13 protein-coding genes and 1 riboswitch are annotated in these 13,098 nt (G+C 35.5%); of the genes, 12 read left to right on the top strand and 1 reads right to left on the bottom strand.

The genetic code is table 11. The annotated features are described in order from the left end of the window. Positions 1–101: 101 nt before the first annotated feature. From ACYFX0_RS06830 to ACYFX0_RS06780, 11 genes are all read left to right on the top strand, one after another. A complete protein-coding gene (locus ACYFX0_RS06830) occupies positions 102–1,226 on the top strand; it encodes a D-alanyl-D-alanine carboxypeptidase family protein (RefSeq protein WP_001252627.1) in 1,125 nt (374 codons plus the stop codon). Next, positions 1,219–1,815, top strand: a complete 597-nt coding sequence (gene spmA / locus ACYFX0_RS06825; protein WP_000247810.1) for a spore maturation protein SpmA — start codon at positions 1,219–1,221, stop codon at positions 1,813–1,815. The genes ACYFX0_RS06830 and spmA overlap by 8 nt, the downstream gene beginning before the upstream one ends. After that, the gene (gene spmB, locus ACYFX0_RS06820; RefSeq protein WP_000029514.1) at positions 1,812–2,342 is read left to right on the top strand and encodes a spore maturation protein SpmB; all 531 of its coding nucleotides are present in this window, start codon (positions 1,812–1,814) and stop codon (positions 2,340–2,342) included. Before spmA ends, spmB begins: the two co-directional genes overlap by 4 nt. 289 nt (positions 2,343–2,631) lie before the next feature. Then, positions 2,632–3,360 (top strand): 23S rRNA pseudouridine(2605) synthase RluB, encoded by a 729-nt coding sequence (rluB, locus tag ACYFX0_RS06815; protein ID WP_000440553.1) that lies wholly within the window; start codon positions 2,632–2,634, stop codon positions 3,358–3,360. A 106-nt stretch (positions 3,361–3,466) separates the two neighbouring features. Further along, positions 3,467–3,988: a thiol-disulfide oxidoreductase ResA gene (gene resA / locus ACYFX0_RS06810; protein WP_000742196.1), complete on the top strand. Its 522-nt coding sequence runs from the start codon at positions 3,467–3,469 to the stop codon at positions 3,986–3,988. Between the two features lie 121 nt (positions 3,989–4,109). Continuing rightward, positions 4,110–5,735 (top strand): cytochrome c biogenesis protein ResB, encoded by a 1,626-nt coding sequence (resB, locus tag ACYFX0_RS06805; protein ID WP_000910521.1) that lies wholly within the window; start codon positions 4,110–4,112, stop codon positions 5,733–5,735. A gap of 14 nt (positions 5,736–5,749) precedes the next feature. Next, complete coding sequence (gene resC, locus ACYFX0_RS06800; protein ID WP_063675150.1) at positions 5,750–6,907, top strand: cytochrome c biogenesis protein ResC; 1,158 nt, start codon at positions 5,750–5,752, stop codon at positions 6,905–6,907. 302 nt (positions 6,908–7,209) lie between these two features. Then, complete coding sequence (resD, locus tag ACYFX0_RS06795) at positions 7,210–7,926, top strand: DNA-binding response regulator ResD (RefSeq protein WP_000426861.1); 717 nt, start codon at positions 7,210–7,212, stop codon at positions 7,924–7,926. Next, complete coding sequence (resE, locus tag ACYFX0_RS06790; protein WP_000964694.1) at positions 7,926–9,701, top strand: sensor histidine kinase ResE; 1,776 nt, start codon at positions 7,926–7,928, stop codon at positions 9,699–9,701. Before resD ends, resE begins: the two co-directional genes overlap by 1 nt. Before the next feature lie 136 nt (positions 9,702–9,837). Next, complete coding sequence (locus tag ACYFX0_RS06785; RefSeq protein WP_000781274.1) at positions 9,838–10,419, top strand: cob(I)yrinic acid a,c-diamide adenosyltransferase; 582 nt, start codon at positions 9,838–9,840, stop codon at positions 10,417–10,419. Between the two features lie 86 nt (positions 10,420–10,505). Continuing rightward, entirely contained in the window at positions 10,506–11,120 is a 615-nt protein-coding gene (locus tag ACYFX0_RS06780; protein ID WP_000866113.1) for a peptidoglycan DD-metalloendopeptidase family protein, read from the top strand. Positions 11,121–11,273: 153 nt separating this feature from the next. Here ACYFX0_RS06780 and ACYFX0_RS06775 read toward each other — a convergent pair whose 3' ends face one another. After that, positions 11,274–11,960, bottom strand: coding sequence for a hypothetical protein (locus tag ACYFX0_RS06775; RefSeq protein WP_000711799.1), 687 nt, complete (start codon positions 11,958–11,960; stop codon positions 11,274–11,276). Positions 11,961–12,208: 248 nt separating this feature from the next. Continuing rightward, positions 12,209–12,348, top strand: a riboswitch (FMN riboswitch). 162 nt (positions 12,349–12,510) lie between these two features. Here ACYFX0_RS06775 and ACYFX0_RS06770 point away from each other — a divergent pair. Next, positions 12,511–13,089, top strand: a complete 579-nt coding sequence (locus ACYFX0_RS06770; protein WP_000810856.1) for an ECF transporter S component — start codon at positions 12,511–12,513, stop codon at positions 13,087–13,089. The last annotated feature ends 9 nt before the right edge of the window (positions 13,090–13,098 follow it).

Raw genomic sequence — 13,098 nt, 5'->3', positions numbered from 1 at the left:
CTGCGTCTTTTTTAATGGAAGCAGAAGGAAGATTTCGTTCATATTTTAAAAGGCCAAGCATACACTTGTACAAAAAGTGCCAAAAGGACGTGGGGGGAAATATGAGACGAATTTGTGTAATCATTACGCTTCTTATTATGTACGCAAGCGTTATGCCGATTCCTACATATGCAAAGATGAACAGCAATGTCAGTGCTCGAAATGCTGTATTAATGGAGCAACAGTCTGGTCGTGTATTATACGGAAAAGCAGAACATGAACCTCAAAAAATTGCTAGTATAACAAAAATTATGACTGCCTTGTTAGCTGCTGAATCAGGGAAGATGAAAGAAATGGTGTCAGTTAGCAATGAAGCGGTGAGGGTGGAAGGATCAGCAATCTATTTAAAGCCTGGACAAAAAGTGAAGTTAGAAGATTTAGTATACGGACTCATGCTTAGATCTGGTAATGACGCAGCGCAAGTAATTGCTGAAAGTGTGGGTGGGAGTATAGATGGATTCGTATATTTAATGAATGAAAAGGCGAAAGAAATTGGAATGAAAGATACTCACTTCTCAAACCCTCATGGTTTAGATGGAGATGGATCACATTATTCGTCGGCTTACGATATGGCGTTATTAACGAAGTATGCAATGGGAAACGAGTCATTTAAAAAAATCTTTGGAACAAAAACGTATAAATCCGATTCTTGGGATTACCCGTGGAAAAATAAACATAAGTTGGTAACGTCTTATTATGAATTTGCAACAGGAGGAAAAACAGGCTTTACGAAGAAAGCAGGAAGAACGCTTGTTACAACGGCATCAAAAGATGGACTAGATTTAATTGTCGTAACTTTGAGTGCTTCTAGTGATTGGGATGATCATATGAATCTATTTGATAAAGGATTTGAACGTTTCAAGCAAACGAAAGTTTTAGGACAAGGAGCAATTGCTGAAATAAATGAAAAGAAGTATGCCAACCATGTTTATACGAAAAATAGTTTTTCCGTGCCGTTAACTGAAGAGGAAAGAAAGAACGTGTTATTAAAAGTTGAACTGGATAAAAGTATAACGCTTGAGGATGGAGTAAAGGTTGGAAAGACAGATGTTTATGTTGGCAATGAGAAAGTTGGAGAACGGAATTTATTTTATAGTAAACGGAAGTTAGTAGCTACAACGGGACTTTACTGGAATAATGTGAAAGAAATTTTTTCTTACATGATAGGTGTTGGGAACAATGGTTAATCTCGTATGGGTAGCGATGGCTGTCATTGGGATTGTATACGCCATGATAAATGGAACGATGGAGGAAGTGAATAAGGCTGTATTTGACGGAGCAAAAGATGCAGTAACGATTTGTATAGGACTTATTAGTGTTTTAGTATTTTGGCTTGGTTTAATGAAAATTGCAGAGGAAGCCGGATTGTTAAAAAAATTAGTTTCACTTTTTATGCCGATAGTAAAAAGGTTGTTTCCAGAAATACCAAAGGATCATCCGTCCATGGGATTTATTCTATCAAATATGATGGCAAACTTTTTTGGTCTAGGTAATGCAGCAACCCCTCTTGGTATTAAAGCGATGGAACAACTAAAAGAGTTAAATGGAGGAAAGGATTCGGCGAGCCGTTCTATGGTGACGTTTCTAGCATTAAATACATCAGCTATTACATTAATTCCTACGACAGTTATTTCAATTCGAATGACGTATGAATCAGCCAATCCTACTGAAATTGTTGGGGTAACATTTATTGCACAAGTACTTTCTATGATTGGAGCAATTTGGATTGACCGCTATTTTTACCGAAGAAGGAGTAGAAAGGGGCGGAAAAAATGAGTATTGTAAATACAATTTCCTTATGGGTAATCCCTTGTGTAATTGGTTTTATCCTTTTATATGGCACGATAAAGAAAGTGCCGACGTATGAATCGTTCGTTGAGGGAGGAAAAGAAGGGATTCAAATTGCAATTTCCATTTTACCGTTTATGGTTGGAATGCTTGTGTCTATTTCTATATTCCGATCGTCAGGTGCGCTAGATGCAATGATATCAGTAATGAAGCCAATGCTAGATTTAATTCACGTTCCAGCAGAAATCGTTCCATTAGCACTAATACGTCCTATTTCAGGTTCTGCTGGTCTAAGTATTACGACTGATTTAATTGCCACATATGGGCCAGACTCATTCATTGGGAGATTAGCTTCTACGATGCAAGGGAGTACAGATACGACTTTTTATATTTTAACAGTATACTTCGGAGCTGTTGGTATTAGAAAAATGGGAGATGCATTAAAAGTAGGTCTTTTTGCAGATTTAATCGGAATTATTTGCTCGATTGTCTTTGTTTCCCTATTGTTTCAGTAAAGCTATTCATTTTTTATGCTATTTCGCGTATAATACGTATACGACCACTATTAAGGTGTAGCTTAATAGTGGTTTTTTTATGCAGTATTTTTGACAAAATGATGAACTTTTATTGTGAGAAATATGAAAAATATGGACAATAATAAAGGATAAAAACATGATTTGACCTTTATATGTTTAATATCATCGCTATGTTGTTTAAGGGAGATGGAGCGAATAACCGTAAAGTGTATGCGGTTGCCAAGTCTTTCTAATGTAAGGTAAGATAAATTCGAGGTGAAAAAAAGAAATGGAACGATTACAAAAAGTGATTGCGCAAGCAGGTATTGCATCGAGAAGAAAGGCTGAGGAATTAATTCAGCAAGGAAAAGTGAAAGTTAACGGAAAAATAGTGAAAGAGTTAGGAACAAAAGTAACTCCTCAAGATAAAGTAGAAGTAAATAACATCCCTCTTGAAAAAGAAGAACCTGTTTATTTTTTACTATATAAACCAACTGGTGTAATTTCAAGTGTATCAGATGATAAAGGTAGAAGTGTTGTAACAGACTTTTTCCCTGAAATTACACAACGTTTATTCCCAATCGGACGTCTAGATTATGATACGTCAGGAGTATTATTAATGACAAACGACGGGGACTTCGCAAATATATTAATGCATCCTAAATATAAAGTTGAAAAAACGTATGTTGCAAAAATAAAAGGCCCATTAACAGGTGAGAAAATTCGCATGTTAGAACGCGGTGTTGCATTAGAAGATGGTAAAACAGCACCAGCACATGTGAAAATTATTTCTTGGGACAAGCGTAAAGAGATGGCTATTGTACAATTAACAATTCATGAAGGACGTAATCGTCAAGTGCGTCGTATGTTTGAAGCGTTAGACTGTAAAGTAGTGAAATTAAAACGTGAACGTTATGCTTTCTTAGAAGTAGGAAGCCTGCGACCTGGTGATGCGAGAGAATTGACACCACATGAGGTGAAACAATTACGCGCGCTTGCTTCTACAAAGCCAAGATAAGCTATAGAGTTAAAAATTCACCAGTGGAGTGCTCTGCTGGTGATTTATTCAATACAACATTTACAGAAGATAATACATAACATTTACCGAGGAGAGGAGAGGTAATATGAAGAAAAATCGCTTATTATTTCGCGTTATTATTCTACTCATTTTATGTGGTGCTGTAGGATTTACCCTTTATCAAGGATTGTTTGCTAATAAAGAGAAAATGCAAATCGGAAAAGAAGCACCTAACTTTGTTGTGACAGATTTAGAAGGGAAGAAAATTGAACTAAAAGATTTAAAGGGAAAAGGTGTATTTTTAAACTTTTGGGGTACGTGGTGTAAACCTTGTGAAAAAGAAATGCCTTATATGAATGAATTATATCCAAAGTATAAAGAAAAAGGCGTTGAAATCATAGCGTTAGATGCAGATGAAACGGATATTGCAGTAAAGAACTTTGTGAACCAATATGGTTTGAAATTCCCAGTTGCTATTGATAAAGGACAAAAGATTATAGGAACATATGGAGTAGGTCCATTACCGACAAGCTTTTTGATTGATAAAGATGGAAAAGTAGTGGAGCAAATTATAGGTGAACAAACGAAAGAACAGTTAGAAGGGTATTTAAAGAAAATTACTCCGTAATAAAGAAAGCCTTTACATAAGAGGTGCGTGTCTATAGTGCCTCTGATTTAAAAATTCTGAGTATTGCGGTAACTCAAGGTTAGAATATACAATAGTACATATAGATACAGGGGCGGTGAGAGTGTTGAAAGAAATTAAATGTGAATGTGGACATGTTAATCCGATAGGAACCGTTTTTTGTGAAGCTTGCGGGAAACCATTTGAAAGCAATGAAAATGCAAAACTATTGGATATGCGCTATGAGGGGAGTGCACGGAGATCTCTCACGCAAACAAAAACGATAGTCGATAAAATTTGGAGCTTTTTCTCTTCTGTAAAAGTCGGTGTATGGCTAATCGTAATAACTTTAGCTGCATCAGCGATAGGAACTATTTTTCCGCAAGAAATGTACATAACTCCAGGGATTGCACCAGCTGAATATTATAAGCAAGAATACGGATTTTTAGGGCAATTATACTATCAATTAGGATTTAATAATTTATACGGTTCATGGTGGTATATGATTTTGATTGCTTCTATCGGTATTTCACTTGTGATATGTAGTTTAGACCGCGTTATTCCACTTTATAAAGCTTTAAAAAAGCAAGGCGTAAAAAGACATCCTAGCTTTTTAAAGAGACAGAGATTATATGGGACTGGTACACCGCAAGATGGTGACCTGGAAAGAGTGCAAAAGAATTTAAAGAAAAGAAACTATAACGTGAAAGTGGAAGACGGAAACGTTTTAGCCGAAAAGGGACGCTTCTCGCGTTGGGGTCCATATGTAAATCATATCGGTCTTATTATCTTTTTATTCGGTGCGATGCTTCGTTTTTTACCGAGTATGTACGTAGACGAAGCACTTTGGTTACGTGATGGTGAAACGAAAGAAATACCAGGGACGGATGGACAATACTACTTAAAAAACGAGAAATTTATAAAAGAAGTTTATGATAAAAGTAAGGACAAGGAAGTTTTTGAGGAAGCGATTGATCGTGTAGGCGATAAAATGATTGCGAAAAACTTCCAAACGAATGCTGTATTATATAAAGCTGTGGGCGAAAATATAGCAGGGCAAAAACCAAAGTTGGAAAAAGTAAAAGAAGCGGAAATTCGAGTAAATGAACCACTGAAATTTGATCAATTTGCAGTGTATCAAGTGGATTATAAAGAAAGTGAATTTAAAAGTATGTCCTTCAACTTGCAAAATAAAGAAAATAATCAAAAATGGGGACCGATTAAAGTAGATTTAACGAATCCTAAGGAAAAATATGATTTAGGAAATGGTTATTCTCTAGAACTATTAAGCTATTTTCCTGATTTTTATTTTGATGAGAATGGAAAACCGAATACAAAAACGAAATTACCGAACAATCCTGCATTTGTATTTAAAATGTTTACACCTGAAACACCAGATGGTGAAGTGAGTTTTGTTGGTATTCAGCAAAATATAGAACCTGATGGAAACAACAAATATAAAATGTCGTTTGCGGGTGTTGAAATGCAAAATGCAACAGCACTTACTGTAAGAAAAGATTTAACGCTTTGGATTCTCGGTATTGGAGGATTTATATTTATGGTTGGTGTCATTCAAGGTATGTATTGGAATCATCGCCGTATTTGGATACAACGTGTTAATGATGAATGGTGGATTGCAGGGCATACGAATAAAAATTGGTTCGGTTTAAAGAAAGATATTGAAAGAGTAATAGAAGGTACAGCAATTCCACAGCCAAATGATAAAGTAATCGATAAAAAAATTAGTTAAGGTGGGGAAACTATATGGTGCAAATAAGTAGTAACTTTCTCTTTACCGCATTTATTTTATATTTAATTGCGACTCTATTTTTTGGTGGAGCCATTAAAGAAAAGGGTCATAAATGGGCAAATGTAGGAATAACGATTACAATTTTAGGGTTTATTGCACAAACAGTATATTTTGTTACAAGATGGATTGCATCAGGACATGCACCAGTTAGTAACTTTTTTGAATTCGGTACATTTTTCGGCATGATGCTTGTCGGAGCATTTATTGTCATGTATTTTATGTATCGCGTAAGTATAATCGGACTCTTTGCATTACCGGTTGCGCTTTTATTAATTGCCTATGCAAGTATGTTTCCGAGGGAAATATCTCCGCTTATTCCATCTTTAAAAAGTAATTGGTTACATATTCATGTGACAACTGCAGCAGCAGGACAAGCAATTTTAGCAATTAGTTTTATTACGGGCGTTATGTATCTATTGAAGAATGTAGATCAATCAACGAGAAGCAAACGTACATTTTGGCTAGAAACGGTTGTATTCACACTTGTTTGTACAGTTGGGTTTATTGGAGTGACAACGGTATTTTCTAGTATGAAATATGAAGCAAAGTTTCAATGGATTGATAAAAATGAACAACAAGTGGAAATGAAGTACAATCTTCCGGCTTTAGTGGGACCGCACGAAGGGAAGTTATTGACGGAAAATAAATTAGAGCCGACAGTTGAAGTTCCAGCGATTGTAAATGCAAAGAAATTAAATACTGTAATTTGGTCTGTGTTAGTCGGAACATTGCTTTATATCGTATTAAGGCTTACTTTACGTAAACGAGTATCAGCGGCGCTCCAGCCGTTAGTAAGGAATACGAATAGTGATTTACTAGATGAAATCGGATATCGATCTATTGCAATTGGATTCCCTGTTTTCACATTAGGTGCATTGATTTTTGCGATGATTTGGGCTCAAATAGCGTGGACACGTTTTTGGGGCTGGGATCCAAAAGAGGTTTGGGCGCTTATTACTTGGCTCTTTTATGCGGCGGTATTACATTTACGCTTATCGAAAGGGTGGCATGGGGAGAAGTCGGCATGGTTAGCGGTAATTGGTTTTGCAATCATTATGTTTAACTTTATTGTAGTAAACTTAATTATCGCGGGTTTACATTCATATGCATAGAGAAATAAAATAGGAGAGTGTATGTCACTTTCCTATTTTATTTTTGTCAACTTTTCTTCTTTTTTGAGAAAAACATGACAAAGTAGCGGTTGATTTTGTAAAATGATGTCGAGGACATTATATACTGTTCAAAAAAAATACATAGTTTTGGAAAAAAATTGAACAAACTTTATTATTCTTGTGAAGCATAATATGGGAAGTGAAACATTTAGAAGATTGCTTAAATAAACGAGAATAGCGCAACATACTAGTGTAGAAGGGTAGGTGTAAACCGTTGTGGTAAAAGTACGCAACGGGTAGAGATGGAAAATGAATCAAGAATTTTAATTGTAGATGATGAGGATCGTATTCGTCGTTTATTGAAAATGTACTTAGAAAGAGAACAATACACAATTGAAGAAGCAGATAATGGTGATACAGCTTTAGAAATGGCGTTGCAAAATGATTACGATTTAATCTTATTAGATCTTATGATGCCTGGTAAAGATGGCATTGAAGTATGTAAAGGGGTTCGTGAGAAGAAAGCGACACCAATTATTATGCTGACAGCAAAAGGTGAAGAAGTAAATAGAGTACAAGGATTTGAAGTTGGAACAGATGATTATATTGTAAAGCCATTTAGTCCACGTGAGGTCGTACTACGTGTGAAAGCGGTATTACGTCGTGCTGTACCAACAACATTCTTTACACAAGATACAACGACAAAAGATGTTACTGTATTCCCGCACTTAACAATTGATAACGATGCACACCGTGTTACTGCAGATGGTAATGAAGTAAACTTAACGCCGAAAGAATATGAGTTACTATTATTTTTAGCGAAAGCTCCTGATAAAGTATTCGATCGTGAGCAACTGTTAAAAGAAGTATGGCAATATGAATTCTTCGGAGATTTACGTACAGTTGATACGCATGTAAAACGTTTACGTGAGAAGTTAAGTAAAAAATCACCAGATGCTGCGAAGATGATTGTTACCGTTTGGGGCGTAGGTTATAAATTTGAGGTTGTGAACGACTGATGCTTTGGAGAAGTGTAGTAGGGAAGTTATGGATGACTATATTACTTCTCGTTTCGTTTGTGCTTGGATTTGTTGCGATTTTACTTTCACAGTTTTTTAGAACATATTATGTTGATATGAGTGAAGATAGGCTTCAAAAAGTTGCAACAAGTGTTTCAGAGTTAATTGAAGAAGGTGCCGATGTAAAAACGATTGAGAATATCGCGTACAAATTCTCTGATTCACTTTCAAGGATCATTATTGTAGAAGATGGTAAAGAAATATCATCTTCGCCGAAACAAGAAGGGTTAGTCACTCTTACAATGGATGATTTGAAAGAAGATAAAGAATTAGCGGCTGTTTTCACAGACAAAAAAGAAATTAAGAATAACATTAGAAAAGCCTCTAATAGTAGAAAGAATAAAAACACTGAAAATGATATTATGATTGTCGGAAAACCAGTGCAGTCAAAAAATCAAAGTGCAGTGTTCGTATACGAATCTTTACAAGTACCGATACAAGGCATGGAGAGAACGACTGATTTTATATTCTTATCAGCAGGGATTGCGATTATATTAACAACGTTCTTTGCATTCTTCTTGTCTACTCGAATTACAGCACCACTCCGTAAAATGCGTGAAGTTGCTTTTGAGGTGGCGCGTGGGAAGTTTGATGCGAAAGCTCCTATGGTGTCTCAGGACGAGATTGGTGAGCTTGCAACGGCCTTAAATCAAATGGGGAAACAGTTGAAGTTTAATATGAATGCACTGCAGCAAGAAAAAGAACAGTTAGCTAGTATTTTAAGTAGTATGGCAGATGGGGTTATTACGTTAAATCAAGAAGGTGAAGTCGTTGTAATTAATCCGCCGGCCGAACATTTCTTACAAGTTTGGCAAGAAGAAAAAGAGATAGAGCTAAGTAAAAAACTACCTTCTGAACTTGTGGAACTATTCCATCTTGTTGTAGAAAGTGAACAACAACAAGTTGTTGAAATTAATTTACAAAAAGGGAACTATGTAGTTCTTATGACGCCGCTTTACAATCAAACGAAAATTCGTGGAGCTGTAGCGGTACTGCGAGATATGACGGAAGAACGCCGTCTTGAAAAGATGCGTCAAGACTTTATTGCGAATGTATCGCATGAACTTCGTACACCAATGGTAATGCTGCAAGGGTATAGTGAAGCGATTTTAGATGATATTGTGCAAACGAAAGAAGAAATTGATGAGTTTGTTCAAATCATTTATGATGAATCCGTTCGTTTAGGTAAACTTGTAAATGAATTATTAGATTTAGCACGCATGGAAAGTGGTAATGTAGAGTTACATATAGGTGAAGTTGATATTCATCCTTTCGTTGAAAAAATAGGTCGTAAATTCCAAGGGATTGCAAAGGATAAAGAGGTCGCGTTAACGGTTGATTTCAAAGATTCAATTGAACAATACCCGTTTGATGCAGATCGTATGGAGCAAGTATTGACGAATTTAATTGATAACGCAATACGTCATACAAACGCAGGCGGACATGTAACGCTTGTAATTGATTCGAAAAATAATGGCCTCATTTTTGAAGTACAAGATTCGGGTGCAGGCATTCCAGAAGAGGATATTCCATTTTTATTTGATCGTTTCTATAAAGCTGATAAAGCAAGAACACGTGGGAAAAAGGGTGGAACAGGACTCGGGCTTGCGATTGCGAAAAATATTGTTCAAGGTCATGATGGTAAAATTTCTGTTTCAAGTGTTGTTGGAGAAGGAACTACATTCTCTGTATATTTACCGAATCGTATAATTTAGATATGTGTTTTTAAAGTTGATAATGAATAAAGTTCTGCTGTTTTTTATTTTTTTGTAAACTCAATTAAATAAAGAATGGTAGAACTTTTTTCTATGTTGCTCGAATAAAGAATAACAAGAGAGGTGCTGTGAAGAAATGAAATTATATACAAAAACAGGAGATAAAGGAACGACAAGTGTAATAGGCGGTAGGGTTGATAAAGATGATATCCGTGTGGAAGCGTATGGAACAATAGACGAGGCGAATTCTCATATCGGATATGCAATGACTAAGCTTCAAGGCGGGACTTATAGAGATATTTACAATGAGCTCGAAAATATTCAACATGAGCTATTTGATTGCGGAGGAGACTTGGCAATAGTGGAACAAAAAATTCCTTATAAGGTGACAATTGAGATGGTTGAAAGCTTAGAAAGAAAGATTGATTTGTATATAGAAGAAGCACCGCCGCTAGAGCGCTTTATTTTACCAGGTGGAAGCGAGTCGGCAGCTGCTATTCATATTGCACGTACAGTTGTAAGGCGAGCAGAACGATGTATCGTGTCCTTACAAAAAGAAGGAGAAATAAATGAAGTTGTTCTAAAGTATGTAAATAGATTATCTGACTATTTATTTGCAGTAGCTAGAGTAATAAATGCCCGATTACAAGTGAAAGATGTGGAGTATAACCGTAGTGCATTAGTTTTTCGTGATAAGAAAGAGAAGGAAGTGGAGTAATTCACTTTCTTTTTTTTTGTATACTTTTTTCTGTAATATACCAAAATAGAGAAGGTATGTTGGTAATTAGAAAACGGAGGATGTATATGAAAGTTTTAAAATGCGGAGTCATGTTATTGAGTATACTGTTTGTATCTCAATTACATGTTTATGCAGAAGAAAATCGATGGACATGGCCTGTTGAAGGTCAGATAAGTGATTATTTTGGGACAAGGCATGGAAAACACTATGGTATTGATGTAGCTGCACCGATTGGAACGCCTGTGGCAGCTATCCAAGATGGTAAGGTAACGAAGTCTTATTATTCAAGTAGTTATGGAAATGTTGTATTTATTAAACACGGAGAATATGAGGCTGTATATGCACATTTAAATAAGAGATATGTGGGTCAAGGAGATTATATTTCAAAAGGTGAAAAAATTGGAGAAGTAGGGAACACGGGAGAATCGCGAGGTGCACACTTACATCTAGAACTTCATCAAGGAAGATGGACGATGGCGAAAAAGAATGCGATGAACCCATTGCTTGTTTTAAGTGAACAAAGAAATGAAGTTGTTTCTTCATCATTATATGTCGTACAAAAAGGGGATACTTTAGTTAGTATTGCACGGAAATTTAGTATGACACTTAAGGAAATTAAAGAAAAAAATGGATTGCAGCAAGAGCTAATTTATCCTAATCAACAATTATATGTTAAGTAAAGGCAACGTCTCAAAAATTAAACTTTGAATATTCTTAAATAAGGTTCAATGTAAATGAAATTATATGGGCGCTTCTGCTAGAAGTATTGAGTGAATTAGAGTATTTATATCTAAAAGAAAACCGTCCCAAAATTTATTTTGGGACGGCTTCTTTTACCAAAAAATAAAGACACATATAAATCCAGAAATAGCTAAATAGCTATATAAGTAAAAAACTTTTGTTCTTGTTTTCTCTTTTGTTCGAAACAGTACGATAGTCGGTTCAATTAAACCGATTGTCAAACAAAGTAGGCCAAGAAGCATACAACCAATCGAAATAGAATACAGGGCGATTTGTGGTGCTTGAAATGGAATCATCCATTTTAATAAAAATGCAATAAGTGCAGTGTAACAAATGCTACCGATGTATTTATTCAGTGGTGTATTAGAACGAAAACCAGGAAGTTTTTTTAAGAAAGAGCGGGAAACAACTTCTGTTTGTAAAGATGTATGCTCTTCAATAATTCTTTGAGCTTCTTTTCCTTTTTGAAAAAGGGATAAGATCCAATTTCGCTCACCCTGAAAAATAAATTGAGAAGTTGTCAAATAGTGATCAATCTTCACTTTACTCCAACTTTTCCACGGATGACGCTCACACAATTTTAATTTACTTTCTGTTTTTTTATCATACTGATAAATACTGATGCCATCTTCATCGAAAGTAGCATAGTATGTCTCGTTTGAGAATGTGCCTAAATCAATTGGGCAGTAGAAAAGTAATTCTTTTTTTAAGTAAAAGTATTCTTTTCTTAAGTTTTTTTTCATTGCTTCTCGAATAGAATGTCTCTTTTCTTTTTTCATGACATTTCCTCCATAACTCAGAAAATGTTCTTATCTTAACAATTCAATATCTTATCACTTTTAATTATATATGACTAGGTAATTCAAAAGAGAAATGCCGAATAATAAAAAATATGGATTGTATTGTAAAATATCTCGCAATTTATTTATTGTTACGAAAAATAAATAACTAATTTTAAATAAGTTACAATTTTTTTGTTCACAATGTTATGAGGTTGTTGTATAATGAAGGGGAAAATAGAATATCGGTCTATCTTCGGGGCAGGGTGAAAATCCCGACCGGCGGTGATGAACTATTTATGATTTTGTTCTAAGCCCGCGAGCCGTTAAGGCAGGATTTGGTGTGATTCCAAAGCCGACAGTACAGTCTGGATGGGAGAAGATGGAGGTTCAAGCGTTCAAAAAAGATATGGATTTGAACGTCTGTTTGATGTGCCTTAAATTCTCCCTTTGTGTAAAACACAAAGGGTTTTTTCGTTCTATGAAAAAATAGGCATAGCAGAACCTTTCCACTTTCCATGAGAAGATCGATGGAAAAGGAGAGAGAAAGATGAAACAAAAAAACAGTGTGGTGCAGATGGTGAGTGTAGCGATGCTAAGTAGTATTGCATATTTACTAATGATGTTAGATTTCCCGTTCCCAGGGCTTCCGCCATTTTTGAAAATTGATTTTAGTGATGTACCAGCTCTAATTGCAGCAATTATCTTTGGACCAGTAGCTGGAGTGATTGTAGAGGCAATAAAGAACATTTTACATTACGGGATTCAAGGAAGTTTAACGGGAGTACCAGTTGGAGAAATTGCAAACTTTATTGCAGGATGTTTATTTATTGGACCAGCAGCTTTCTTATTTAGAAAGTATCGTACTGTGAAGAGTTTAACGACAGGGTTAATGCTAGGGACAATTACAATGGCACTTATTATGAGTGTATTAAACTACATCATCATATTCCCGGCGTACACTTGGTTTTTAAATTCACCAGCTATGTCTAGCGAAGCTATAAGAACAACGGTTGTAACGGCAATCTTACCATTTAATTTAATTAAAGGAATTGTTGTAACAATTGTATTTGTGGCATTATTCTCACGCCTGAAAGTATGGGTGTTTGCAAAAATGAAAAATGCATAATATATATAA

The sequence above is a fragment of the Bacillus sp. NEAU-Y102 genome, from assembly GCF_054788175.1.
This window is presented reverse-complemented; position numbering and strand designations above follow the sequence as displayed.

What these genes read in the sequence shown, in the direction of transcription:
- resA (WP_000742196.1), top strand. Translation starts at nt 3,467, where the DNA reads ATGAAGAAAAATCGCTTATTATTTCGCGTTATTATTCTACTCATTTTA.
- ACYFX0_RS06830 (WP_001252627.1), top strand. Translation starts at nt 102, where the DNA reads ATGAGACGAATTTGTGTAATCATTACGCTTCTTATTATGTACGCAAGC.
- spmB (WP_000029514.1), top strand. Translation starts at nt 1,812, where the DNA reads ATGAGTATTGTAAATACAATTTCCTTATGGGTAATCCCTTGTGTAATT.
- resD (WP_000426861.1), top strand. Translation starts at nt 7,210, where the DNA reads ATGGAAAATGAATCAAGAATTTTAATTGTAGATGATGAGGATCGTATT.
- resC (WP_063675150.1), top strand. Translation starts at nt 5,750, where the DNA reads ATGGTGCAAATAAGTAGTAACTTTCTCTTTACCGCATTTATTTTATAT.
- spmA (WP_000247810.1), top strand. Translation starts at nt 1,219, where the DNA reads ATGGTTAATCTCGTATGGGTAGCGATGGCTGTCATTGGGATTGTATAC.
- ACYFX0_RS06775 (WP_000711799.1), bottom strand. Translation starts at nt 11,960, where the DNA reads ATGAAAAAAGAAAAGAGACATTCTATTCGAGAAGCAATGAAAAAAAAC.
- ACYFX0_RS06770 (WP_000810856.1), top strand. Translation starts at nt 12,511, where the DNA reads ATGAAACAAAAAAACAGTGTGGTGCAGATGGTGAGTGTAGCGATGCTA.
- resE (WP_000964694.1), top strand. Translation starts at nt 7,926, where the DNA reads ATGCTTTGGAGAAGTGTAGTAGGGAAGTTATGGATGACTATATTACTT.
- ACYFX0_RS06785 (WP_000781274.1), top strand. Translation starts at nt 9,838, where the DNA reads ATGAAATTATATACAAAAACAGGAGATAAAGGAACGACAAGTGTAATA.
- rluB (WP_000440553.1), top strand. Translation starts at nt 2,632, where the DNA reads ATGGAACGATTACAAAAAGTGATTGCGCAAGCAGGTATTGCATCGAGA.
- ACYFX0_RS06780 (WP_000866113.1), top strand. Translation starts at nt 10,506, where the DNA reads ATGAAAGTTTTAAAATGCGGAGTCATGTTATTGAGTATACTGTTTGTA.